The 24347-nt window shown below is 75.7% G+C and carries 24 protein-coding genes; 12 read left to right on the top strand and 12 right to left on the bottom strand.

Annotation, left to right across the window (positions count from 1 at the left end):
* Positions 1-38: 38 nt before the first annotated feature.
* The 4 genes from ABWU78_RS09740 to ABWU78_RS09725 all read left to right on the top strand — a co-directional run bounded on the left by ABWU78_RS09740 (position 39) and on the right by ABWU78_RS09725 (position 4802).
* On the top strand, positions 39-1052 hold the full coding sequence (locus ABWU78_RS09740) for an aldose 1-epimerase family protein (RefSeq protein ID WP_439158216.1): 1014 nt from the start codon (positions 39-41) through the stop codon (positions 1050-1052).
* Positions 1053-1144: 92 nt separating this feature from the next.
* Positions 1145-1885, top strand: coding sequence for a ThuA domain-containing protein (locus tag ABWU78_RS09735; protein WP_439158215.1), 741 nt, complete (start codon positions 1145-1147; stop codon positions 1883-1885).
* A complete protein-coding gene (locus ABWU78_RS09730; RefSeq protein WP_439158214.1) occupies positions 1882-3057 on the top strand; it encodes a Gfo/Idh/MocA family protein in 1176 nt (391 codons plus the stop codon). Before ABWU78_RS09735 ends, ABWU78_RS09730 begins: the two co-directional genes overlap by 4 nt.
* Positions 3058-3116: 59 nt before the next feature.
* Positions 3117-4802 (top strand): hypothetical protein, encoded by a 1686-nt coding sequence (locus ABWU78_RS09725; protein ID WP_439158213.1) that lies wholly within the window; start codon positions 3117-3119, stop codon positions 4800-4802.
* 6 nt (positions 4803-4808) lie between these two features.
* On the opposite strand, the gene ABWU78_RS09720 is transcribed toward ABWU78_RS09725, so the two are convergent.
* The 3 genes from ABWU78_RS09720 to ABWU78_RS09710 form a co-directional block, all read right to left on the bottom strand.
* Complete coding sequence (locus tag ABWU78_RS09720; RefSeq protein WP_253051759.1) at positions 4809-5096, bottom strand: hypothetical protein; 288 nt, start codon at positions 5094-5096, stop codon at positions 4809-4811.
* A 263-nt stretch (positions 5097-5359) separates the two neighbouring features.
* The gene (locus tag ABWU78_RS09715) at positions 5360-6493 is read right to left on the bottom strand and encodes an RDD family protein (RefSeq protein ID WP_439158212.1); all 1134 of its coding nucleotides are present in this window, start codon (positions 6491-6493) and stop codon (positions 5360-5362) included.
* 61 nt (positions 6494-6554) lie between these two features.
* Positions 6555-7790: an MFS transporter gene (locus tag ABWU78_RS09710; RefSeq protein ID WP_439158211.1), complete on the bottom strand. Its 1236-nt coding sequence runs from the start codon at positions 7788-7790 to the stop codon at positions 6555-6557.
* Positions 7791-7856: 66 nt separating this feature from the next.
* On the opposite strand from ABWU78_RS09710, the gene ABWU78_RS09705 reads away from it, so the two are divergent.
* Entirely contained in the window at positions 7857-8264 is a 408-nt protein-coding gene (locus ABWU78_RS09705) for a MerR family transcriptional regulator (protein ID WP_439158210.1), read from the top strand.
* A 4-nt stretch (positions 8265-8268) separates the two neighbouring features.
* Here the strand turns inward: ABWU78_RS09705 and ABWU78_RS09700 are convergent, their stop codons facing one another.
* The 4 genes from ABWU78_RS09700 to ABWU78_RS09685 form a co-directional block, all read right to left on the bottom strand.
* Positions 8269-8604, bottom strand: a complete 336-nt coding sequence (locus tag ABWU78_RS09700; RefSeq protein WP_087470594.1) for a YnfA family protein — start codon at positions 8602-8604, stop codon at positions 8269-8271.
* 391 nt (positions 8605-8995) lie between these two features.
* Positions 8996-9631, bottom strand: a complete 636-nt coding sequence (locus ABWU78_RS09695; RefSeq protein WP_253051766.1) for a sugar O-acetyltransferase — start codon at positions 9629-9631, stop codon at positions 8996-8998.
* A gap of 126 nt (positions 9632-9757) precedes the next feature.
* The gene (locus tag ABWU78_RS09690) at positions 9758-10483 is read right to left on the bottom strand and encodes a HEAT repeat domain-containing protein (protein ID WP_439158209.1); all 726 of its coding nucleotides are present in this window, start codon (positions 10481-10483) and stop codon (positions 9758-9760) included.
* A gap of 78 nt (positions 10484-10561) precedes the next feature.
* Positions 10562-12019: an NAD(P)/FAD-dependent oxidoreductase gene (locus tag ABWU78_RS09685; RefSeq protein ID WP_353707077.1), complete on the bottom strand. Its 1458-nt coding sequence runs from the start codon at positions 12017-12019 to the stop codon at positions 10562-10564.
* Positions 12020-12210: 191 nt separating this feature from the next.
* Here ABWU78_RS09685 and ABWU78_RS09680 point away from each other — a divergent pair, with 191 nt between their 5' ends.
* Positions 12211-12672, top strand: a complete 462-nt coding sequence (locus tag ABWU78_RS09680) for an Lrp/AsnC family transcriptional regulator (RefSeq protein WP_253051769.1) — start codon at positions 12211-12213, stop codon at positions 12670-12672.
* Between the two features lie 35 nt (positions 12673-12707).
* Here ABWU78_RS09680 and ABWU78_RS09675 read toward each other — a convergent pair whose 3' ends face one another.
* A complete protein-coding gene (locus ABWU78_RS09675) occupies positions 12708-14261 on the bottom strand; it encodes a class I adenylate-forming enzyme family protein (RefSeq protein ID WP_439158208.1) in 1554 nt (517 codons plus the stop codon).
* Positions 14262-14412: 151 nt separating this feature from the next.
* Between ABWU78_RS09675 and ABWU78_RS09670 the strand changes: the two genes are divergently transcribed.
* Together ABWU78_RS09670 and ABWU78_RS09665 are read left to right on the top strand one after the other, a co-directional pair.
* Positions 14413-15144, top strand: a complete 732-nt coding sequence (locus ABWU78_RS09670; protein ID WP_439158207.1) for a TetR/AcrR family transcriptional regulator — start codon at positions 14413-14415, stop codon at positions 15142-15144.
* 86 nt (positions 15145-15230) lie between these two features.
* A complete protein-coding gene (locus ABWU78_RS09665; RefSeq protein ID WP_439158206.1) occupies positions 15231-16973 on the top strand; it encodes an acyl-CoA dehydrogenase family protein in 1743 nt (580 codons plus the stop codon).
* Between the two features lie 13 nt (positions 16974-16986).
* Here the strand turns inward: ABWU78_RS09665 and ABWU78_RS09660 are convergent, their stop codons facing one another.
* Both ABWU78_RS09660 and ABWU78_RS09655 read right to left on the bottom strand, forming a co-directional pair.
* Complete coding sequence (locus ABWU78_RS09660) at positions 16987-17634, bottom strand: response regulator transcription factor (protein WP_439158205.1); 648 nt, start codon at positions 17632-17634, stop codon at positions 16987-16989.
* A complete protein-coding gene (locus ABWU78_RS09655; RefSeq protein ID WP_439158204.1) occupies positions 17625-18788 on the bottom strand; it encodes a sensor histidine kinase in 1164 nt (387 codons plus the stop codon). The genes ABWU78_RS09660 and ABWU78_RS09655 overlap by 10 nt, the downstream gene beginning before the upstream one ends.
* 130 nt (positions 18789-18918) lie before the next feature.
* On the opposite strand from ABWU78_RS09655, the gene ABWU78_RS09650 reads away from it, so the two are divergent.
* The 3 genes from ABWU78_RS09650 (at position 18919) to ABWU78_RS09640 (ending at position 20740) form a co-directional block, all read left to right on the top strand.
* Positions 18919-19632, top strand: a complete 714-nt coding sequence (locus ABWU78_RS09650) for a DedA family protein (protein WP_439158203.1) — start codon at positions 18919-18921, stop codon at positions 19630-19632.
* Positions 19633-19652: 20 nt separating this feature from the next.
* Positions 19653-20093: a protein-tyrosine phosphatase family protein gene (locus ABWU78_RS09645; protein ID WP_439158202.1), complete on the top strand. Its 441-nt coding sequence runs from the start codon at positions 19653-19655 to the stop codon at positions 20091-20093.
* A 71-nt stretch (positions 20094-20164) separates the two neighbouring features.
* A complete protein-coding gene (locus ABWU78_RS09640; protein WP_439158201.1) occupies positions 20165-20740 on the top strand; it encodes a DUF4240 domain-containing protein in 576 nt (191 codons plus the stop codon).
* A 36-nt stretch (positions 20741-20776) separates the two neighbouring features.
* Here the strand turns inward: ABWU78_RS09640 and ABWU78_RS09635 are convergent, their stop codons facing one another.
* Positions 20777-22165, bottom strand: a complete 1389-nt coding sequence (locus ABWU78_RS09635; protein WP_439158200.1) for an FAD-binding oxidoreductase — start codon at positions 22163-22165, stop codon at positions 20777-20779.
* A 116-nt stretch (positions 22166-22281) separates the two neighbouring features.
* Positions 22282-23079: an alpha/beta hydrolase gene (locus ABWU78_RS09630; RefSeq protein WP_253051787.1), complete on the bottom strand. Its 798-nt coding sequence runs from the start codon at positions 23077-23079 to the stop codon at positions 22282-22284.
* 172 nt (positions 23080-23251) lie between these two features.
* Here ABWU78_RS09630 and ABWU78_RS09625 point away from each other — a divergent pair, with 172 nt between their 5' ends.
* Positions 23252-24310 (top strand): iron-siderophore ABC transporter substrate-binding protein, encoded by a 1059-nt coding sequence (locus tag ABWU78_RS09625; RefSeq protein WP_439158199.1) that lies wholly within the window; start codon positions 23252-23254, stop codon positions 24308-24310.
* Positions 24311-24347: the final 37 nt, after the last annotated feature.

The following is a 24347-nucleotide window of genomic DNA, read 5'->3' as shown; positions in this document are numbered from 1 at the left end:
GCGGGCCCGCAGGAGGCCCGCAGGAGAGGACGCAGGACATGACGGCAGCGGGCGACGAACCCGGGACGATCCACGGGGCGGACCCCAGCGAGGTCCGGCGCCGCGCCGGGTGGCTCGGCCAGGTCGCGCGCGTCGAGCAGCTCGTCGACGCCGACGGCCCGGCCCGCGGGGCGCGCCGCGTGCGCGTCGTGACGGGCGGCGGGCTGGAGCTCGACGTGCTGCCCGACCGCGCGCTCGACCTCGGCCAGGTCACGGTGCACGGCGTCCCGCTCGCCTGGACGGCCCCCGCGGGGCTCGCCGCGCCCGGGCTCTACCAGGGGGACGACTTCGGCACGACGTTCGGCGGCGGCCTGCTCGTCACGTGCGGCCTCGACCACGTCGGGTCACCGACGGTGGACGGCGGGCGCCGGTTCCCGCAGCACGGCCGGCTCACGGCGATCCCGGCGAGCGTCGAGCGTGCGGCCGTCGTCGGGGACGAGGTCGTGGTCGAGGGCGTCGTGCGGCAGGCGTCGCTCCACGAGGAGCACCTCGTGCTCCGGCGCCGGGTCCGCGCGGGCCTCGGGACGACGTCGGTCACCGTCGAGGACACCGTGAGCAACGAGGGGTGGCGCCCCGAGCCGCACCTCGTGCTCTACCACGCGAACCTCGGGTGGCCGCTCGTCTCCGAGTCCGCGGAGCTCGACGTCTCGTCGCAGCACGTCGAGCCCGACGGTCCGGACGCCGTCGGCGACCCCTGGCGCGAGATCACGGCGCCCGCCGAGGGCTACCGCCAGCGCGTGCACCGGCACGACCTCGCGCCCGGGACCGGGCGCGCCGTCGTGACGAACCGCGACCTGGGGCTGCGCCTGACCGTCTCGTTCCCGACCGCGACCCTGCCCGTGCTGTACCAGTGGAAGATGTTCGCCCCCGGGCAGAACGTCCTCGGGCTCGAGCCCATGAACGCGCCTGCGATCGGCGGGCGCGTCGCCGCGCGCGAGGCGGGCGTCCTGCCCGTCCTCGCGCCGGGCGAGTCCGTCTCCTACGCCGTGCGGTTCGAGGTCGAGCGCGTCTGACCGCTGTCCCGTCCCGCACCGCCCCACCCCGGACCCGTCCACCGAGCCCGTCCGCCCGCGCCCCGCGCGAGACCGCCCCAGGAGGCCGTCGCATGACCGACCGCACGTCCCCGCCCACCGCCCTCGTCGTCCGCGGCGGCTGGTCCGGGCACCGACCCGAGGAGACGACCGACCTGTTCGTCCCCTTCCTCAGCGCGCAGGGGTACGTCGTGCGCGTCGAGCCCTCGCCCGCCGTCTACGCCGACGCGCGGACCATGGCGCAGGTCGACCTCGTCGTGCAGAGCGTGACCATGAGCGAGATCGCCGACGAGCAGGTCGCCGGGCTCGTCGCCGCCGTCGAGGCAGGCACGGGGCTCGCGGGCTGGCACGGCGGGATCGTCGACTCCTACCGCGCGAGCAGCGAGTACGCGCACCTCGTCGGCGGGCAGTTCGCGCACCACCCGCGCCGCACCGCCGGGCCGGGCACGCCGCTCGGGCCGCTGCGCGGCGACGAGACGGACAGCTTCGTCACGCACGCCGTGCGCGTCGTCCCGGAGCAGTCAGACCATCCCGTCGTGGCCGGGCTCGACGACTTCGAGATCACCACCGAGCAGTACTGGGTCCTCACCGACGACTACGACGACGTCCTCGCGACGACGACCGTCGAGGCCCGGCCTGAGGACCCCTGGCACGACGCGTCGACCTCGCCCGCCGTCTGGACGCGGCGGTGGGGCGCGGGCCGGGTGTTCGTGTGCACCGTCGGGCACCGGCCCGAGGACCTCGAGCACCCGGCCGTCCGCACGATGGTCGAGCGTGGGATGCTGTGGGCGAGCCGGCAGGAGCACGCGCTGTGACCGCCGAGGCGCGGACGCTCGACGTCTCCACCGGCGCGACCGGTCGTACGGCGGGCGTCGGGATCGTCGGCTGCGGCGCGATCAGCGGTCAGTACCTCGACACGCTGCCCCGGCTCGACGGTCTGCGGCTCGTCGCCGTCGCCGACCTCGATCCGGGTCGCGCGGCAGCCGTCGCGGCGGAGCAGGGCGTGCGGGCCCTCACCGTCGACGCGCTCGTGCGCGACCCCGAGGTCGACGTCGTCCTCAACCTCACCACGCCCGCCGCGCACGAGGAGGTGGCGCTCGCGGCGGTCGCGGCCGGCAAGGACGTGTACGGCGAGAAGCCGCTCGCCGCCGACCGGGCCGCCGCCGCGCGGGTCCTTGTCGCCGCCGACGCCGCGGGCGTGCGCGTCGGGTGCGCGCCCGACACCGTGCTCGGCACGGGGATCCAGACCGCACGCCGCGCCGTCGACGACGGCCTGCTCGGCACGCCGGTCGCGGCGACCGCGACGATGGTCACCGCGGGCCACGAGCGCTGGCACCCCCACCCCGACTTCTACTACCTCCCGGGCGGCGGACCGCTGCTCGACATGGGCCCGTACTACGTCACCGCGCTCGTGCACCTGCTCGGTCCGGTGACGTCCGTGGTCGGCGCGTCGAGCCGGGCGCGCGCCACGCGCACGATCGGCTCGGGTCCGCGCGCGGGCGAGGAGATCCCGGTCGAGGTGGACACGCACGTCACGGGCGTCCTCACGCACGCGTCGGGCGCTCTGTCGACCCTCGTCATGAGCTTCGACGCCCCCGCGAGCCAGGCGCCCCCGATCGAGGTCCACGGCACGCTCGCCTCGCTCCAGGTGCCGGACCCGAACGGGTTCGAGGGCGTCGTCCGGCTCCGGGGCGTCACCGAGGGCGCTGCCGACGCATGGCGCGCGCTCCCCGTGAGCGCGGGGTTCCCCGACGCCGGACGGGGGTACGGCCTCGCGGACCTCGTGGCCACGCCCGACGGCGTCGAGCCGCGCGCGAGCGGCCGGCTCGCCCTGCACGTGCTCGACGTCATGGAGTCGTTGCTCGACGCCGCGCGCACCGGTGCGCGCGTGGAGGTCGGCGCTGCCGCCGACCGCCCGCGCGCCGTCCCGCTCCCGACCGTCCCCGACGACAGGGGGTGGCTCGCCGACGCTCTGCACGAGACGTGACCGCCGTGCCGGCGACGACGACGTCGTACCGGCACCACCAGAGAAACGGACGTGATCACATGAGCTTCACCCGACGTTCCTTCCTCGGCCTGACGGCCGCCGCCGCGGCGACCGCCGCCATCGGCTCCTCCGCCGCCTCCGCCGCCGGCCCGGCCACAGCCGCCCTCCCGGGCGCCGCCGCGGCGGTGAGCCCGCCCGGCGACGTCGTCGGCAAGATCACCGCCGGCTACCAGGGCTGGTTCGCGTGCCGGGGCGACGGCGCCCCCATCGACGCGTGGTGGCACTGGGCCCGCCAGGCCGACCAGGCGCCGTCGACCACCAACACCGTCATCAAGTCGTGGCCCGACGTCCGCGAGTACACGACGACGTACCAGACCGCGTTCCCCGCGCTCGGTGACGGCCGTCCCGCGCACCTCTTCTCGTCGTACGACCAGCAGACGGTCGACACGCACCTGCGGTGGATGGCCGAGAACGGCATCCGCACGGCGGCGCTCCAGCGCTTCGACCCGTTCGGCGGCGAGGGCCCGACCCGCGACGTCATGGCGAGCCGCACACGCACCGCCGCCGAACGGGCAGGCGTCAAGTTCTACGTCATGTACGACGTGAGCGACTGGTACGCGATGCGGAACCAGATCACGCAGGACTGGACGACGAAGATGTCCGCCCACGTCGCCTCGCCCGCGTACGCGCGGCAGAACGGCAAACCCGTGGTGGGCATCTGGGGCTTCGGGTTCGACGACGCCCAGCGTCCGTTCACGCCGCAGGAGTGCCAGGAGGTCGTCGACTGGTTCAAGGCGCAGGGGTGCTACGTCATGGGCGGCGTGCCGACGTGGTGGCGCGAGGGGACCGGAGACTCGCGCCCCGGGTTCGGGGGTGTGTACCGCTCGTTCGACATGATCTCGCCGTGGCTCGTCGGCCGGATCGGGACCGTCGCGGGCGCGGACGACTTCTACGCCCGGGCCACGGTCCCCGACCTCGCCGAGTGCACGCGCCTCGGCATCGACTACCAGCCGTGCGTCCTGCCCGGCGACCTCCAGGAGGGCCAGCGCGCGCACGGCGACTTCCTGTGGCGCCAGTTCTACAACCACGCGCGGGCGGGCGTCGCGAGCGCGTACGTCTCGATGTTCGACGAGTACAACGAGGGCAACCAGATCGCGAAGACGGCCGCGACGGCGGCGGACGTGCCCGCGGGCTCGGGCATGCGGGCCCTCGACGAGGACGGCACGGCGTGCTCCTCGGACTACTACCTGCGCCTCACGAACGACGGCGGCCGCCTGCTCCGCGGCGAGATCGCGCTGACGGCCGTGCGGCCCACACCGCCCGTGGTCGGCGGTGGGCCAGGGCCCGTGACCGGCCTCGTCACCCTGCGGGCGCGCGCGAACGCGCAGTACGTCCAGGCCCGCCAGACCGACGGCGGCACGCTCGTGGCGGCCGGACCGTCGGTCGGCTCGTGGGAACGGTTCCGGCTGGAGGAGCTGGGCGGCGGGGTCGTGGCGCTGCGCGCCGACGTCGACGGTCGCTACGTGTGCGCCGAGGACGCGGGCGCGCAGCCGCTCGTCGCGGATCGCGCCGCCGTGGGCGCGTGGGAACGGTTCCGGCTGGAGGACCTCGGCGGCGGGGCGGTCGCGCTGCGCGCCGAGGTCAACGGCCGCTACGTGTGCGCCGAGGGCGGGGGTGCGCAGCCGCTCGTCGCGAACCGGACGGCCGTCGGGCCGTGGGAGACGTTCGACCTCGTCCGGCTCTGACGCGCCTCACCAGCCGGTGGCGCTGCGGCGGATGACGTCGCGCCGCAGGTCCAGCAGCGCCGCACGGGCACGGCGGCGGCGGTCGGCCGGGTCCACGGTGAGCTCGTCGCCCGGGTTGGCGCGACGCTGCGGCTCCTCGCGGGGGCGCAGGTCCAGCGACATCCCGAGGTCGGTGGTCCGGCGTGCGGCGGTCCGGTGGTCCGTCGCACGATCGCCGGCGGACGCTCGCGTCGACGGAGCGTCGGCGCGGCCAGGGATCGACGGGGCGGAGAAGAGCGGGCGGTTGTCCGGCACGGGAGCCTCCTCGGGGACGGCCGCGAGGGCGGCCGCGGGTCGGGACGGATGCTGGTGCGCCGGGCTCGTGGCCCGGCGCACCTCCATCGTGCGACCGCGACGTTTCACCCGGTCGTCCGAGGCGTTTCGGCAGTGTTGCAGCAAGTCCGCCGCTCCCTGAGACGGCCCGCCCCCGGCGTCGAGCACGACATGGGGGTCGTTATCCGGCGGATAGCGACCCCCATGTCGTGTTCGACAGCGGGTGAGGTCGTGCTCGGGGGCGCTCAGGACGGGCCGCGGCCTCCGCACGAGGCGACCGTCTCGTCCTCGACGACGACCGAGGCCTCCCAGTTCCACGCCGTCGGGAGCGCTGCGACCGTCGCCGCCGGGACGTGGACCGTGTACAGCCCTGCGCCGGCGGCCGTGGGCGGGACGACGTCCCACTCGCCGCTTCCGTCGGCGCGCTGCTCGACCCGGAACGGCGACCGGAACTCGCCCAGTGGGTCGCCCTGCCACGTCTCGAGGCGCAGGACGAGGGCGGCGTCCAACGGTCCGTCGGGCGTGGCGTCCGGGTCGAGGTCGACCGCGAACGACGCGTCGAGGCCCGTCTCGTCGCCGGCCTCGTCGGGGAGCGGGCTCGTCCGGCTCACGCCCCACCGGCTCTCGGTGCCCGGGGTCGACCAGCTGACGACCTGCACCTCGCCGACGGTCAGCGGGGACTCGTCCGACACCTCCGGGGTGCACCTCGCCGTCCACACGTCGCCGCCGGTGTACGACGCCGGACCGAGGACGAAGACGGCGCTCCCCACCGAGAGGACGGTCGCCGCCGCGGTGACGGCGCGCGACGGCGCCGGGCCGCCCAGCCCGGTCCCCGGACCGAGGAACGGCACGGGCGGGCGGACCCGCCGCAGCACGACCGTGCTGCACAGCGAGTCGGCGAACGTCCGGCGCTGCGCGTGCCACAGCGGTCGCAGGAAGCCGATGTACAGGATCGCGTCGAGGAGGTGGGCCAGGTGGCGCAGGACGGTGCGGATCAGCCCGGCGGGCCGGCCGGTCGTGTCGTGCACGACGACGATCCCCACCGTCCGCTTGCCGGGCGTCGCTCCGGTCCACCCCTGGAGGGCGAAGAGCGCGGCCGAGGTGCCGAGAGCCCACCAGGTCCCGCCGGGGACGACGGTGCTCGTCGTCACGCCGACGCTGAACCCCGGGAGCCAGGCCACCTCGTAGGCGGGCCCGACCGCGAGGAACAGCACCGTCGCGACGATCGCCGTGTCGAGCAGCGACGCGACGACGCGGCGGGACCAGCTCGCGTACTCTTCGCGCGTCGGCTCCGGGCCGAGTCCCGGAAGGGCGGGCTCGAGGTCTCCGGCTCCGACGTCGTGCGTCGGCCCCCTGCCGGTCGGGGCGTCGATGGCCACGCGCCGATCCTGGCAGAGACCCCGCCCGGCGGGAAGCCCGCGCCACGCCGTCGAGGAGCGGTCAGCGGAAGGAGTGGCGCCGGCCTGCGACGACGGTCGCCAGGACCGGGACCATGAGGGCGAGCGAGACCCAGGGCAGCCCGGCCGGGCCGGCGACGGCGAGCGCCGCGCCGCCGACCGCGCCGCCGAGCGCGACGGACGTGTTCCACACGGTGACGAGCGCGGACTGCGCGACGTCGGCCCCGTCGCCCGCGGCTCGTGCGGCGGCGGTCGTGTAGAGGGTGCCGGCCCCGCCGAACGCGGCGCCCCACGCGGCGACGGCGAGCACCACGACGACCGTCGACGTCGGCGCGAGGCCGAGCACGAGCATGGCGAGTGCGAAGACCACGACCGACCCCAGGGTGAGGGCGCGCAGCCGCCGGTCGATGAGCGCCCCGACGAGGACGAGGGCGCCGGCGGACGCGGCGCCGAGCACGAGCAGCAGCGCGCTGGTCCGGGGGCCCTGGCCGAGGTGCGCGAGGTGGACCGCGACGTACGTGTACAGCGACGTGTTGGCGAGCACGTTGAGCCCGGTGACCAGCAGCACGGGCCGCAGGCCGGGGCGGGGGAGCACCGCGCGGATCGCGAGCTGCGCGCCGCGTGGGGTGCCCGCGGCGTCGGGCACGCCGAGCCGGACCCAGGCGAGCAGGCCGAGGCCGAGGACCGACAGCACGCCGAAGGTCCACCGCCATCCGACGGCGGCGCCCAGCACCGCGCCCGCGGGCACGCCGAGCGTGAGGGCGAGCGGGCCGCCGGCCATGGCGATCGTCATGGCGCGTCCGACGCGGTCGGCGGGCACGATCCGCCGCACGTACCCGGGCAGGAGCGCCCAGGTGAGCCCCGCGACGAGCCCGGCGGCGAAGCGCGCGACGAGCGTCAGCGCGAACGACGACGACACGGCCGTGACGGTGTTCGCGACGACGAACCCGGCGACGGTCACGAGCAGCAGCGTCCGCCGGTCCCACCGCGCCGTGGCACGCGTGAGCGGGATCGCGGCGACGATCGCCCCGACGGCGAACGCCGTGACGGTCTGCCCGGCGGCCCCCGCCCCGACGCCGAGGTCGGCGGCCATGGCCGGCAGCACGCCCGCGGGGAGGATCTCGGTGAGGAGCGTGAGGAAGCCCGACGCCGCGAGCGCGAGGAGCGCGGCGACGGGCAGGACCCCGGGGCTGCGCTGGTCCCCGGGGCGAGGGGCGCCGGACGGGGCGGCGTCGGGGTCCGGGACGGTGGCGGTGGTGGGTGTGCTCGTCGTGGACATGGGGTTAGCATCGATGTCTGACATTGATGTGAAGGTCAAGCGCGACGACCAGGCGAGGTGGATCACGTGCGGATCGGCGAGCTCTCCCGGCGCACCGGGACCCCGACGCGCCTCCTGCGGTACTACGAGGAGCAGGGGCTGTTCACGCCCGAGCGGGCCGAGAACGGGTACCGGGAGTACGGCGAGCACCTCGTCGACCGCGTGCTCCAGATCCGCGGACTGCTCGAGGTGGGGTTCACGACCAGGATCATCAAGGAGTTCCTGCCCTGCCTCGGCAACGCGCCGGAGATCCACCTGCACAACGCCTACCCGGACAAGATCGCGCTCCTCGAGACGGAGCTCGGCCGCCTGGAGGACCGCATCCGCATCCTCGAGAAGAACCGCGACGCCATCGCCGACTACCTCGAGCGCATCCGCCCGTTCGCTCAGCGCCCCGAGGACCGTCGCCCGGCACGGTCCGCCGTCGGCCTCTGACCGGCTACTCCGGGCGCGGCGCGTACATGATGACGGCGACGCCGGCGAGGCAGAGGAGCGCGCCGACGACGTCCCAGCGGTCCGGTCGGAAGCCGTCCACGACCATGCCCCACGCGAGCGACCCGGCGACGAACACCCCGCCGTACGCGGCGAGGATGCGGCCGAAGTTCGCGTCGGGCTGCAGCGTCGCGACGACGCCGTAGAGCCCGAGCGCGACGACGCCCGCCCCGATCCACAGCCAGCCCCGGTGCTCGCGCAGCCCCTGCCACACGAGCCACGCCCCGCCGATCTCCAGCAGCGCGGCGAGCACGAACAGCGGGATCGAGCGCGCGAGGTCCATGCGCGCCAGCGTAGGCGAGCGCGCGCGCACACCCGTGGGGCCCCTGCCCTGTCGCGGCCGGTGCGGGCCGCCGTGGGTGCTACCGCCGGACCTGCTCCAGCGGCTCCGCGAGGCGCGTGCACTCGCTGCACCGCAGCCGTCGCGCCGTCCGCACCACGGGGTTCCCCACGGAGCTGGAGGGGATCTGGATCCGCACCTCTCGGGTGTGCTCCGCGCACGTGGCTGCGCCGCACTCGCTGCACACGGCCGTCGCGACCCGTCCGTCGCGGGAGGTGGTTCCGCACTCTGCACACTGCATGAGTCCTGCTCTCCGCCGGCGCCGGTGCCGGCTGTTCGGGTGAACGTGTCGTCCAGCGACCCGGGGCGTCGTCGCCCCGGCGCGTGGGGGGCTTCAGTGGGCGGTGGTGGCCTCGGGGGCGGTCGTGATCGCGCGGACGGGTCGGCACGGGTTCCCCACCGCGACGACGCCCGCGGGGACGTCCCGCGTGACCACCGACCCCGCGCCGATGATGCTGTCGTCGCCGATCGTCACGCCGGGCGTGATGGTGACCGAGCCGCCGATCCAGACGTTGCTCCCGATCGTGACGGGCTCGGGCCGCTCCCATCCCTCGCGGCGGCGGACGACGTCCTCGGCGTGGTTCGGCGTGTAGATCGAGCAGCGCGGCCCGATGAGGCAGTCGGGACCGATCGTGACGAGGCCACCGCCGATGACCATGAAGTCGGCGTTGATGAAGGTCCGCGCGCCGATCAGCAGACGGTCGCCGTAGTCGATCGTCAGCGGCGGGCGGAAGTCGATCCCGTCCTCGGCGCCGGGGACGAGTCGGTGGAAGAGGCGGCGCGCCTCGTCGACGTCCTCGAAGTACACGCTCCCGATCCGGGCGCACGTCGCGTGCGCGTCCCGGGTCAGCTCCTGGAGCGCCGGCGACGTGCGGTAGCGCAGCCAACCGCCGGAGAGCAGGCTCCGGAGGTCCTCGTCCGTGGCGGCCAGCTCGGCCATCCTCGTCGTCGGCTCGGTCGTGGTGCTCATCGGACTCCCTCGTCGCGGATTAGTATTTCGATTAAACATATAGGTCCGCGCCACGTGGCGCAAGCCTTGTGGGCAACTGCCGCGCCACCGTCCCTGCCGACGTCCGGGGCGACTCCCGTCGCACGGTCAGGCCGGGCGGTCGAGCACGCGGCGCAGGCGCGCCTTCTTCTCGTTCTCGCGGACGACCCACGCCACGTCCGGGTCCGACGACCCGCGCAGCGCGGCGAACCGCAGCACGCCGGCGGCCGGGTCACCGGCGACGGCGACGCTCCAGCAGTACCCGAGGGCCTGGCGCAGCGTGCGCACGTCGGCGTCGCGGCGTGCGTCCGAGGGGAGCGCGCCGATCGTGGCGGTCGCGGCTGCGCAGGCGTCCAGCGCGGCGGTCGCGGTCGCGGGGTTCCGGAGGAGGCGCGGCTCGCAGATCCCGGCGACCGCCGCGCGGCGGACCAGCGGGTCAGGATCGGTCACCCACGACGACACGAGCGCACGGAGCGCGGCCGGCTCGGCGTCACCGATCCGCTGGAGCGCCATCGCGACGGCCTCGCGGACGCGCCACGACCCGTCCGACGCGCGGGCGCGCAGCAGGCCGGTCGGCGCCGCGCGCGCGTCGGCGGGGGCCTGGACGACGAGCCGGCCCAACCCGCACGTGCCGCAGCAGCGGAGGTACTCGTCGGGGTCGTCGGCGAGGGCGCGCACGAGGTCGTCGGGGGCGACGTCGGCGAACGCGCCCACGAGCTCGAGGTTCGCCCGGGGGCCCGGGAGCCCGGAACCCGCGGTGAGGTACGCCCGCACCGCGGCCGGGTCGTCGTCGAGCGCGCGCAGTGCTGTCCGGTGCTCGTCTCGCACGCTCATGACGACCACGCTAGGACGCGGCGCCCCCGCCGGACAGGGTCTTTCGGCCGGGTCGGCCGGGGTCGGCCGCCGTCGGGCTCAGCGCAGCGGGTCGAACGGGCGGATCTCGTCGGGGGTCTCCCCGGTCGTGACGAGGTGGGCGAGCGCGCGGCCCGTCGCCGGGCCGAGGACGATGCCCCACATGCCGTGGCCGCCCGCGACGTAGACGCCGGGGGTGCGCGTCGCGCCGACGAGCGGGAGACCGTCGGGCGTGACGGGGCGCGACCCGACCCACTCGTCGTGGCGGTCGTCGAGGTCGACGCCCTGGAACAGGTGCCGCACGGACGCGAGGATGGCCTCGATCCGGCGCGGCTGGAGCGGCTCGTCGGGGCCGCGGAACTCCATGGTCCCCGCGATGCGGAACCGCCCCTGGTACGGGGTGCACGCGACGCGGCGCGCGGGCAGGTAGATCGGGGTCTCGACGGGCTCGTCCGTCTTCACGGTGAACGAGTACCCGCGCCCCGCCTGGACGCGCGTGCGCACGCCGAGCGGCGCGGCGAGCGTCGGGAGCCACGCTCCAGTCGCGAGCACGACGGCGTCGCCCCGCAGCACGACCCCTTCCTCGCGCTCGGTGGGGGATCCGGCGCGGCGGGGCTCTGCGGCCTCCGGCCCGACGGCGTCGCTCCGCCCGGTCGTCGCGCCCGCCCGGGCGGCTCCGGACCCGCGCGTCGCGCCGACGAGCGCGGGGTGCGCGGCGGCGTCGGGGTGCACCGCGCGTGCGTAGACGCACGCGCCGAGGCGGCCGGGCTCGACGTCGAGGACCTCGAGCCCGGTGAGGATCCGCCCGCCGCGGGCGCGCACGGAGTCGGCGAGGGCGTGGACGAACGGGCCGGGCTCGAGGAAGCGCTGGCCCTCGAGGGCGTAGACCGTGGAGACGCGGTCGGTGAGCTGGTGCGCGCGCTCGCCGGCCTCGACGCGCCGGACGGGCACGGTCTGGCCGGCCGCGGCGACGTGCTCGAGCTCGCGGAGGAACGGTCGTGCCTCGCGGACGTGCTCGAACGCGACGGTGAACGGCCCGGGCGTGGTCCCGGCCTCGACGCCGTGCCCGAGGCTCCCGCCCGCGGCGAGCTCGTCGAACGCGTCGAGCGCGACGCGATCGATCGGGGTGAGGGCCGCCATCGCGTGGTCCCAGCGGCGCTGCGTCGCGTGCGCCATGAACCGCGCGAAGAACGACCACAAGCGCGGGTCGAAGCGCAGCGGGACGTGCAGCGGCGCGGCGGGGTCGAGGAGGGCGCGCGGCCCGTACGTCCAGAGGGACGGGTCCGCCAGCGGCATCGCCATGCCGGGGGTCAACCACCCGGCGTTGCCCCACGACGACCCGGCGGCGACGCCCTCGCGGTCGACGACGGTGACCTCGACGCCCTGCTCCTGGAGGTGCCAGGCCGTGGCGAGGCCCACCATGCCGGCGCCGACGACGACCGCCGTGCGGGGCGCTCGGCCGGGCGGCGCGGACCGGGCGTCGCGGGTGCGGGGACGGGGACGAGAGGTCGTGCTCACGCCGGGCTCCTTCGACCGACGCCCGCCTCGCGGGTGGCGAGGCGGGCGCGTGGCTGGTGTGCGACGGGATGGTGTCGCACGACACTCAGCGTGGTGGATCCTTCGGCATGCGGCAAGATGTGCCGAAGGATCGTCGTCAAGGCCGGCGGTGATCGACCTGAACTTCGCCGAACCCTCAGAGGAGGCTCCGCATGCCGAAGGATCTTCGACCCGCCGTCTTGGATGACGTCGACCGCCGCATCCTCGACGTCCTCGCGACCGACGCGCGCGCGACGAACGCGGCGATCGCGGCCCGCGTCGGGATCGCCGCGTCGACGTGCCACGCGCGCGTCCGCACCCTCGTGGAGCGCGGCGTGATCCGCGGCTTCCGGGCGGACGTCGACCCGGCGGCCCTCGGCCGCGGGCTCGAGGCGCTCATCGCGATCCGGCTCCAGGCGGGCGCGCGCAAGGGCCTCGAGGCGTTCCGCGACTACCTGCTCACGCTGCCGGACGTCGAGGGCGTCTTCTTCGTCACGGGCGACCGCGACTTCCTCCTGCACGTCGCGGTCGCCGACTCCGACGCCCTGCGCAACCTGGTCTCCAAGACGCTCAGCGTGCGGCCCGAGGTCGCGGGGACCAGCACGACCGTGATCTTCGAGCACGCGCGCCCCTGACCCCGGCTGCGTCGGGGTCGGGGGCGCGCGACGGGTCAGGTCGCGGCGCTCTCGCGGACCCGCGAGCGCAGCACGTGCTTGGTGAGCTTGCCGGAGGGGTTGCGCGGGAGCTCGGTGACGAGCACGACGTCGCGCGGCACCTTGTAGCGCGCGAGCCGGTCGGCGAGGAAGGCGCGCAGCGAGTCGAGCGAGGGCTCTGCGCCGGGAGCGGGGACGACGAACGCGACGACGGTCTCGCCCCAGTCGGCGTGCGGGCGCCCGACGACGGCGACGTCCGCGACCTCGGGCGACCCGCGCAGCGCCTCCTCGACCTCCTGGGAGTAGACGTTCTCGCCGCCCGTGATGATGACGTCCTTGAGCCGGTCGACGATGAAGAGGTACCCGTCCTCGTCGACGCGCACGACGTCGCCGGTGCGGTACCAGTCGCCCACGAGCACGGCCTCGGTCGCCTCGGGGTCGTCGAGGTAGCCGACCATCCGGGTGTCCGACCGCAGCCAGATCTCGCCGGTCCCGCCGGGGCCGACGTCGTTCCCGTCGAGGTCGACGACCCGCACGTCGACGCCGGGCATCCCGGCGTGGCCGATCGAGCCCGCCTTGCGTTCCTGGTCGGCGGGGCCGAGAGCGGTGCCGACCGGCCCCATCTCGCTCATGCCGTAGACCTGGTGCAGCTCGCCCGGGTAGGCGGCGCGGATCGCGCGCACGGTGTCGGCGCCGACGGGCGCGCCGCCGGCGAGCCACAGCCGCGCGCTCGACAGGTCGAACGTCGACAGGTCGATGCCCTGCGCGGCGGCGACCTGGAGCGGCGCGACGTACGCGATGGGCGCGCCGAAGAACGCGGTCGTGCGCTCGGCCGCGACCGTCCGCAGCATCTCGATCGGGTGGTACTCGCGCAGGAGGACCGTCGTCCCGCCGAGGAACACCATCGACAGGAACCAGTTGTTGAGCGGAGACGCGTGCCAGATCGGCATCGCGAGGAGGAACCGGTCGTCGGCGCGCAGCCCGACGGCGGCCGTCGTGTACGCCGCGACCGAGCTCAGCCCGCGGTGGGTGTGCTCGCAGCCCTTGGGGGCCGCCGTCGTGCCGGACGTGTAGAGCACCTGGGCGATCGTGTCCTGGTCGGGCGGGACGCCGTCCCACGCCTCGGCGGTGGCGACGAGCGCGTCGAAGTCGTCGGGCCCCGACGTCCCCGCCGCGTCCTGCCCGACGGCGTCCGTCTCCGTCCACAGCCAGCGCACCGCGGGCGCGGCGGCGGTCACGACGGGGGCCAGGCTCGCGTCCGCGACGCCCAGGACGGCGCCGCTGTGGGCGACGAGCCGCGCGACCTCGGGCGCCTGGAGCTTGTGGTTGACGGGGACGAGCACGGCGCCCGCGCGCCACAGGCCGAACGCCGCGACGACGAAGCCCGGCGTGTTGTAGGTCATGACCGTGACGCGGTCGCCGGGGCGCACGCCGGCGTCCCGGAAGACGGCCGCCGCGCGGCGCGCGGCCGCGTCGAGCTCGGCGTACGAGAGCCGGCGCTCGCCCAGCACGAGCGCCTCCTTGGTCGGGACCTTGCGTGCCGTGCTCTCCAGCATGCTGCCCAGGTGCATGTCGTCCTCCTCGACGTCCTGCTCGGCGTCGTCGTCGACGCCGTCTCGGCGGCCCGGACGGGGACCGGTGCCGCGATGAATTGAATCATGGTTCAATTCTTGGTGGGAAGCCGCGACGAGGCGGCGCACCCTCGACGACGACGGAGGAACCGTGCCCTACCGCGAGACGCCCGCCACGCGGGCCGCCCGCGAGCGCAAGCGCGAGGCGCTGCTCGACGCGGCGCGCACGATCGTCGCCGAGCACGGGTTCGCCGGGGCCAACGTGCAGGCGCTCGCCGCGCGCGCCGGGGTGAGCACGGGCGGCGTCTACTCGTACTTCCCCACCAAGGCCGACCTGCTCGTGGCCGTGTTCCGGCAGGCGGCGGACGTCGAGCTCGACGCCGTGCGCACCGCCGCCGCGGCCCGCCCGGACGATCCCCCGGGCGACCGGACCGTCGCCCGCCTCGGCCGCGCCGTCGACACCTTCGCGCGGCGCGCGCTGCGCGGCCCGACGCTCGCGTGGGCGCTGCTGCTCGAGCCCGTCCACCCGGCCGTCGACGCGGCGCGCCTGGAGTACCGCCGTGCCTACGCCGAGACGTTCGCGGAGGTCGTGCGTGCCGGTGTCGACGCCGGGGAGATCCCCGACCAGGACGTGACGGTCGTCGCGACCGCCCTCGTCGGCGCGATCGGCGAGTCGCTCACCGGTCCGCTCTCCCCGCTCGCGGGTGGCGGCCCGACCGCCTCCGACCGCACGGTTCCGCTCGCGGGTGGCGGCCCGACCGCCTCCGACGGCACGGTCCCGCCCGCGGTGCGGGACGCCGTCGTCGCGACGATCCTGCGCTTCTGCCTGGGCGCCGTCGGCGCCCGGGCGGCGGCCGCCGCTCCTGCGTCAGCCCCCGCCTGACGTCTGCCCGACCCGCCCCGAACCCTCCGGGCGCCGCCCGGCGGCGTCCCGACACCGAGCCACCCGCAGAGCCGCAGGAGGACACCATGACCCCGACCGACACCACCCCGGCCACGCGTCCCGCCGTCGACCCGGCCGACGGCGCGCACCCCGCGCCGCACGTCACGCACCGCGTGACCAACCAGCCGCCGGAGCGCGAGGGGGTCAACGAGTACCTCGACCACCCCGTGCTGCGCGAGGCGGTGCACGCGTACGGCGGGGCGTGGGGCGAGGACCGGCTCGTCGAGGTCGGCGCGCTCGTCGGGACGGGGGACTTCCAGCGCGCGGCCGAGCTCGCGAACGTCCACGAGCCCGTGCTGCGCACGCACGACCGCCGTGGGAACCGCATCGACGAGGTCGAGTACCACCCGGCGTACCACGAGGTGATCGGGGCGGCCGTCGCGCACGGCGCGCACACGAGCGCGTGGGCGGAGCCCGGGCCGGGGGCGAACGTCGTGCGGGGCGCGGCGTTCTCGCTGTTCGCGCAGGTCGAGCCGGGCCACGCGTGCCCGGTCTCCATGACGCACGCGGCGGTGCCGTCGCTGCGGCACGCGCCGTCGCTCGCCGCGGTGTGGGAGCCGCGGCTGCTCTCCCGCGGGTACGACGGCGCCCTCGCGGCCCCGGGGAGCAAGCCCGGCGTGCTCGTCGGCATGGCGATGACGGAGAAGCAGGGCGGCTCGGACGTGCGCGCGAACGCGACGACGGCCGTGCCCGCCGGGGCGGACGGCGCCTTCCTGCTCACGGGGCACAAGTGGTTCTGCTCGGCGCCGATGTCCGACGCGTTCCTCGTGCTCGCCCAGGTACCGGGCGCCTCGGGCGGGACCGCGCGCGACGGCGACGCCGCGCCGTCGTGCTTCCTCGTGCCGCGCGTCCTGGAGGACGGCACGCGCAACGTGTTCCGCATCCAGCGCCTCAAGGAGAAGCTGGGCAACCGGTCGAACGCGTCGTCGGAGATCGAGCTCGACGGCACCGTCGGGTTCCTCGTCGGGGAGCCGGGGCGCGGCGTGCGGACGATCATCGAGATGGTGTCGCGCACGCGGCTGGACTGCGTGCACGGCTCGGCCGCGGGCATGCGCCAGGCGGTCACCGAGGCCCTGTGGCACGCGCGGCACCGCAGCGCGTTCGGCGCGGCGCTCGTGGACCAGCCCGCCATGACCGCGGTGCTCGCCGACCTCGCGCTCGAGTCCGAGGCCGCGACGCTCACGTCGGTGCGCCTCGCCGCCGCGCACGACGGCGAGTCCGAGCACGACCGCGCGTTCCGCCGCCTCGCGACGGCCGTGAGCAAGTACTGGGTGTGCAAGCGCGGGCCGCACCACGCGTACGAGGCGATGGAGTGCCTGGGCGGCAATGGGTACACGGAGGCGTTCCCGCTCGCGCGCCGCTACCGCGAGCAGCCGGTCATGGCGATCTGGGAGGGGTCGGGCAACGTCATCGCGCTCGACGTGCTGCGCGCCATGGGTCGCGAGCCGGAGTCGGTCGCGGCGTTCCAGGCCGAGCTGGGCACGACGGCGGGGGCGCATCCCCTCCTCGACGCGCACGTCGCGCGCACGCGCCGGCTGCTCGCGGAGGTCGCGGGGGCCGACGCCGGGGCGCAGCAGGCGCAGGCCCGTCGCGTCGTGGAGTCGCTCGCCCTCGCGCTCCAGGCGTCGCTCGTGGTGCGGCACGCGCCGTCGGGCACGGCCGACGCGTTCGTCGCGGCGCGCCTCGGCGACGACCGCGGCCACGGTTACGGCGTCCTGCCGCGCGGGACGGACGCGCACGCGATCCTCTCGCGGCACGCGGGCGCGTGAGCAGGGGTCGTCGTCAGCCCTGGAGGTAGTGCAGGACGGCGAGGACACGGCGGCTGTACCCGCCGGCGGCGTCGAGGCCGAGCTTGGTGAAGATCGCGTTGCCGTGCTTCTCGACCGCCGAGAGCGACAGGTGCAGCGCAGCCGCGATCCCGGCGTTCGTCCGGCCCTCGGCCATGAGGCGGAGGACGTCGTGCTCGCGCTCCGTCAGCCGCGAGAGCGGGTCGGCGCGGGAGGTGTCCGCGAAGAGCTGGCGGACGACCTCCGGGTCCACGACGAAGTCGCCGGCCTCGACCCGACGCAGCGCGTCCAGGAGCTCCGAGACCCGCATCACGCGGTCCTTGAGGAGGTAGCCGACCCCCGCGCCGTCGCTCGTGACGAGGTCCCGCGTCGGCTCGGCCTCGACGTACTGCGAGAGGACGAGCACGCCGACCCCGGGGAAGCGGCGCCGCACCTCGATCGCGGCCCGGATGCCCTCGTCCGTGTGCGTCGGGGGCATGCGCACGTCGAGCAGCACGACGTCCGGCGCGGGACGACGCCCGAGCAGGGCGAGGAGCTCGTCGGCGTCGCCGACGGCGGCGTCGACCGTGACGCCCTCGTCCACGAGGAGGGCCCGGAGACCCTCGCGCAGGAGGGCGGAGTCCTCGGCGATCATCACGCGCACGGCAGCACCGCCGTCACCGTGGTCGGCCCGCCGGGAGGGCTGGCCACGTCGAGCGAGCCGCCGAGCGCCGCCGCCCGGGCCGCGAGGCCCGCGAGCCCGCGACCGCCGCGCGGGGACGCGCCACCCCGACCGTCGTCCGTGACGGTGGCCCGCACGACGCCGTCGGCCGAGGTCACGGTGACCGTCGTGCGGGTCGCGCCGGCGTGCTTGGCGACGTTCGCCAGGGCCTCGGCGACGACGTAGTACACGCACGCCTCCACCGCGGGCCCCGGTCGCCCGTCCAGGCGGTAGTCGAGCTCCGCGGACGGGGTCGCCCGCGCCGCCAGGCGTGCCAGGACCGGGCGCAGCCCCCGGGTGTCGAGCGCCGCGGGGTGCACGCGCCAGGCGACGTCGCGCACGCTCGCGAGCACCCGGGACGCCTCGTCGGCGGCGTCGGCGAGGAGACGGTCGCGGACCACGGGGTCGGTGGCTCGTCGGCCGCGGTCGAGCAGCATCCCGAGCGCCACGACCTGCTGCTGGACGCCGTCGTGCAGGTCGCGCTCGACCCGACGGCGTTCCGCCTCGACGGCTGCGACGATGTCCGAGCGCGAGGCGGCGAGCGCCTCGACCTGGGCGAGGAGCTGCGTCCGGTCCTCCTCGCCCAGCAACCGGCTCGCCGCCGCCCGCTCGAGCGCCGCGGAGCCGACGAGTCCCATGAGCGCGAGGTAGAGCAGGATCCCGCCCGGCACGACCGCCGAGAGGACGGTGAGCCCGGTCGTCGGGTCGCTGTCGTCGTCCGCCAGCGCGGGGACCCGCAGGTCGAACGCCCACGACGCCGTCATGAGCACCGCCGCGAACGCCCCGTAGGCGAGCAGGAGGAGGATCCCCGCGCTGAGCAGGCCCACGGCGAGGCGGGCGGCGAGGTAGCGCAGGGGTCGACCGGTGCCGTCCGGAGCGTCGGTGTGCCAGGCGAACCACCGCTCCAGGCGCCGCAGGTGCACGCGCACGGCGGCCCGGACCCGCCCGTCCCGCCAGGCCGCCGTCCGGGCGGACGCGCGGGCGAACGGGGCGGCCACCGCGGCAGCGAGCAGCGTCACCGCGTCCATCGGGACGAGGCAGACCCCCACCACGACGCCGCACGAGGCACGGACGACGGACGGCGCTCGGCTGGGCACGCGACTCACCCTAGCGACGCGACCTGCGACGCGGACTGCGGAAAACCGCACCCCGTGCCGCGGGGAACCGTCGCCGTCCGTGCGCGACACCGCGTTCCGGCGCGGCTCGCGCCTTCCTAGCGTCGTCGGCATGAGCCTCTCCTCGCCGTCCGTCCTCGCGGCCACCGCCTCCGACCCCGGCCCGATCACCCGCCTCACGGACTGGGCGGTGAGCCTGATGGAGTCCCTCGGCGCACCGGGAGCGGGTGTGGCGGTCGCCCTGGAGAACCTCTTCCCGCCGATCCCGAGCGAGGTGATCCTGCCGCTCGCCGGGTTCACGGCCGCCCAGGGGCGTCTCGGTCTGCTCGAGGCGATCCTGTGGACGACGGTCGGCTCCGTCGTCGGGGCGCTCCTCCTCTACGGGCTCGGTGCCGCGCTCGGCGCCGAGCGGCTCCGCGCCGTCGCGGCTCGCCTGCCGCTCGTCCGGGTCGAGGACGTCGACACCGCCGAGGCGTGGTTCGCCCGGTACGGGACGACAGCGGTCCTCGTCGGGCGCGTCGTCCCGATCGTGCGCAGCCTCATCTCGATCCCGGCCGGCGTCGAGCGCATGCCGCTGGGCAGGTTCCTCGTCCTGACGGCGGTCGGCAGCGGCGTCTGGAACACCACGCTCGTCCTGCTCGGCTACGGTCTCGGAGAGCGGTGGCCCCAGATCGAGGCCGCGATCGGGACGTACCAGAAGGGGGTCCTCGCCGTCGTCGCCGTGCTCGCGGTGGCGTACGTCGTCCACCTGCTGGTCCGCCGCGCGCGTGCCGACTCGCCGCCGCAGCCTGGTGGCCCCGCGCCGCGGCGGCACGCGCGGCGCTGAGCACCCCGTCGGAGGAGCGCATGGGTTCGTGGGAACAGGGCGACGGCGTCGTGGAGCTGCCGGACGGGCGTCGGGTGCGGGGCCGCGGGCTGCGGTCCGGGCCGCCCGGGCCGGACGACGTGCCGGAGCTCGGCGTCTACCTCACCGGGACGCCGCCGCCGGCCACGGCATGGGAGTCGCTTTGGGTCCGGTGGCCGGACTTCGCGCTGCCGCGGTCCACGCCGGACGCCGTCGCGGTGCTGCGCGAGGCGTACGAGCGGGCCGCCGACGAGCGCGTGGAGCTCGCGTGCGGCGGCGGGACCGGTCGCACCGGCACGGCGCTCGCGCTCCTCGCGGTGTGGGGCGGCATCCGCCCCGACGACGCCGTCGCCTGGGTCCGCGCGCACTACCGGCCCCGCGCCGTCGAGACGCCGTGGCAGCGCCGCTGGGTGCGGCGCACCGGGGCACGGACGGTCCCGTAGGCCCAGGGCGGGACCGCTGACGTCGCCCGGGCGTCGAGCGTCTGTGGGTGCCCGCCCGTACCGTCCGGTCCATGGATCGAGAGACCTTCTGGGAGATCGTCGACGCCGCGCGCGACCGGGCGGGCGCGGGCGCCGACGACCGCGGCGCGGAGGACGACCCGCTGCCCGGCGCCCTGACCGACCTCCTCGTCGAGCGGCTCACCGCGGACGAGATGCTGGCGTTCGTCGACGTGGCGGGAGACGTGTCCGACGACGCGTACGCGTGGCCGCTGTGGGGTGCCGCGTACCTCGTCGAGGGCGGGTGCAGCGACGACGGCTTCATGGACTTCCGCGACGGGCTCGTCCTCGCCGGCCGGGCGGCGTTCGAGCGCGCCGTGGCGGACCCGGACTCCCTCGCGGACCACCCCGTGGTCGCCGCCATGTCGCGCGGCGGGTCCGCCTGGTTCGGGTACGAGTCGCTGGACTCGCTCGTCGGCGACGCGTGGTCGCGCGCGACCGGCGAGGACGACGAGGCGTACTACGCGGCGCGCGAGCGGACGTCGTCGGGGCCGGCGCGCAGCGAGCCCGCCGGCGAGCAGTGGGACTTCGACGACGACGAGGAGAACGCGCGCCGCCTCCCGCGGCTCACCGCGCTGTTCGCGGTGTGAGACCGCTCCGCGTCGACCGGCAGCGCTGACCCGACGTCACACGCGCCAGGCGAACAGCCCCGCCGGGTCGTAGGCCGACCGCACCGACGCGAGGCGCGCCGCCGTCTCCGGCGACCACGCCCGCGCGAGCGTCTCGTCCGTCCACGGGCCAGGCAGGAAGTTGATGTTGGTCTCCGTCGCGGCCCACGGCTCGGACCACTGCGCGAACGACGCCGCGGCCTCGACCATGTCCGGCACGCGCGGGGGGTTCACGCCGACCAGGCTGAGCAGGAACCCGGCCGTCCGCCCGCCCGCGGCGGACCCGCCGTCCACGTCGCGCGCGCCGGCCGCGCCGAGGTGCCGCAGCTCGGCCGCCACGAACGGCGAGCCGCTGCCGGGCCCGAGGTCCGCGAGGAACCGGTCGAGGAACGCCGCGTCCACCTCGCGCAGGCCGGCGCCGTAGACCCACGACGGGCCGGCGTCCTCGGGGTCGTCGTGGATCGACGCGATGGCGGTCGTCGGGATCTCCCCGACCGCGTCGGCCATGACCGGGGCGAGAGCCCGCAGCGGCGCAGCCAGGCGCTCGCCCTCCGCGGCGTCGCCCGGGTAGGCGAACCGGAGGGCGAGGACCGTGCGGCCGCGCAGGTGCTCGGGGATGAACGGCAGGTCCGGGAGGGCGAGCACCGCGACGGAGGTCGTGACGTCGTCGGGCGCGGTCGCGGTCCAGTCGACCCAGCCGCGCAGCACGTCCTCGACGTGCGGGGCGTCGAACGTGAGCGCCCCCGCGTACAGGGTGCGCAGCGGCGCGAGCTCGACGTCGACGCGCGTCACCACGCCGAGGCCGCCCTTGCCGCCGCGCAGCGCCCAGAACAGGTCCGGCTCGGAGTCCGCGCTCGCCTCGACGACCGAGCCGTCGGCCAGCACGACCCGGAACCCGCGGACCCAGTCCGTCGTGAGCCCGTGGCTGCGCGTCAGCGGGCCGAACCCGCCGCCGAGCGTGTACCCGACCACGCCGACCCCCGTGGACGACCCCGTGACGGGGAGCAGCCCGTGCTCCGCCGCGGCCTCGACCACCGTCTTCCAGCGGGTGCCCGCGGCGATGCGCGCGACGCGGGTCTCCGGGTCGATCTCGACGCCCGCGAGGTCGCTCGTGCCGAGGACGAGGCCGTCCGCGACGGGCGAGGACGCGCCGTGGCCCGTCGCGTGGGCGCGCACGCGCAGCCCGTGGTGGGACGCGAACCGGACCGCCTCCACGACGTCGGCCTCGGTGGCGGCCAGCACCGCGAGGTCGGGGTCGTGCGTGACGAGCGTGCTGTGGGAGGCGACGGCCTCCGCAGCCGTCGGGCCGCCGTCGGGCAGGTCGCCCCGGGCGAGCACGCGACCCGTGACGCGGTCGCGCAGCGCGGCGACGTCGGTGGGCGGAAGAGTGGTGGCAGAGGTGGTCATGGTGGTGGTCCCCTTCGTCGCGGTGTGCGCGTCTCGACGCTAGGTGCGGTCACCCACACGACGACGCGCGAGCACGGTGTGTGACACGTGCCCCGACGGGTAGGGAGGGCGCCGCGTCAGGTTCGTGGCGCCCCCGGCAGCGGCAGCCAGTCGAGGACGTCCTGGATCGTGCGGTCCCAGAAGCCCCACTCGTGGGTCCCGGGCGAGAACTCCGACCGCAGCGCCACGCCGGACTCATCGGCCACGCGCTCGAACGCCCTGTTGCCGTCGACGAGGAAGTCCTCCGTCCCGCACGCGAGGAACAGGTCGGGGAGGTCCGCCGTCCGGCCCTCGGCGGCAGCCCGGCGCAGCAGCGCGAGCAGGTCGTCGTCGGAGCCCGCGATCTCCCGGTCGCCGAACACGCGCTCGATGTCGGGCAGGCGGCGCTCCCGGTACGACTCGTCGGCGAGGTCGAGCACCCCGGACAGGCTCGCCGCCGCCGCGAACCGCTCGGGGTGCCGCAGCGCCCAGCGGAACGCCCCGTACCCGCCCATCGACAGTCCGGCGACGAACGTGTCCTCGCGTCGCGACGACACCCGGAAGAACTGGTCGACCAGGCTCGGCAGCTCCTCCGACAGGAACGTCCAGTACCGGTGCCCGTGCACCTCGTCGGCGTAGAAGCTGCGCTCCACGCGGGGCATGACGACGGCCAGCCCCCGGTCGGCGACGTACCGCTCGATCGACGTCCGGCGCGTCCAGATCGTCTCGTCGTCGCTCATGCCGTGGAGCAGGTAGAGCACCGGGGCGCCCTCGGCGCGGGCGCTCGCGGACCCGGCCATGCCGATCTGGGTCGCCGTGGCCTGCGGGAGCACGACGGTCATCGTCGTGCTCACCTCGAGCACGTCGGAGTAGAAGGAGCAGCGGACGAGGGCCACGGGTCGCCTCCCGGCGGGTCGGATGTGCCGACGGGGGCGCCCGACGGCGCCCCCAGTCTGCCCGCTGTGAGCCATCGCACGGGCCGCACGCTCCGCTCCGGCGATGGATGAGGCTAGCCTTACCTTGCTCAGTCGCCGCGCCGGCGGCGCCACCGTCCCTTGGGAGAGATCCATGCGTCGTCCGACGTCCTCCGCCTCGCGCCGCACCACCGCGGCTGCCCTCCTCGCGCTCGGCGCGCTCGTGCTCGCCGGGTGCTCCGCGGGCGCCGACGACGGCGCCGCCGACGACACGAGCACGACCCCGGCCGCGGGCGGCGCCTTCCCGGTGACGATCGAGAGCGCCCTGGGCGACGCCGTGATCCCCGAGCAGCCCGAGCGGGTCGTGACCTGGGGCTGGTCGACGCAGGACGCGGTCCTCGCGCTCGGGGTCGTGCCCGTCGCGATGCCGCGCAACGACTACGGCGGCGGCGAGGCCGGGATCCTGCCGTGGGACGAGGACGCGATCGAGGAGCTCGGCGGCGAGACCCCGACCCTGCTCTCCGGCTCCGACACGGGCGAGGTCCCGTTCGAGGAGATCGCCGCGGCGCAGCCCGACGTCATCCTCGCGCCCTACTCCGGCATCACGCAGGAGGAGTTCGACCGGCTGTCCGAGGTCGCGCCCGTCGTCGCGTACCCGGACCAGCCGTGGGCGCTGCCGTGGCAGGACCAGCTCGAGATCGTCGGGACGGCGCTCGGCAAGAGCGACGAGGCGGCGGCGCTCCAGTCGGAGACCGACGCGTACGTCACCGCGCTCGCCGACGAGCACCCGGAGCTCGACGGCACGACGTTCGTCTACGCGTCGGCCAACACCCCGGGCACGCTCAACGTCTTCCGGGCGGACGATCCGCGCGTCGACCTGCTCGAGGACATGGGCATGACGCTCAGCCCGAGCGTCGCCGAGCTCGACGCCTCGCCCGACGACGGCACGTACTTCTACGGGCTCAGCGAGGAGCGACTCGGCGAGATCGACACGGACGTGCTCGTCATGTACTTCGGCTCCCAGGACGAGGTCGACGCCTTCACGGCGCTGCCGTCCGTCGGCGCGATGGAGACGGTGCAGCAGGGCCGGTTCGCCCCGATCGTCGGCGAGTCGTTCGTCATGGCGAGCAGCGCCCCGACCGTGCTCTCCATCCCGTGGATGCTCGACCAGTACGTCCCGCAGCTCGCCGAGGCGGCCGCCGCGTCGAAGTGAGCCGTGCGGCCGCGTCGTGCGCGACGCGGCCTCGGCG

This window comes from Cellulosimicrobium sp. CpK407 (assembly GCF_051844275.1).
Lineage (GTDB): Bacteria > Actinomycetota > Actinomycetes > Actinomycetales > Cellulomonadaceae > Cellulosimicrobium > Cellulosimicrobium cellulans_G.
Note: the sequence above shows the minus strand (reverse complement) of the source record. Positions and strands in the feature narration are given on the sequence as shown.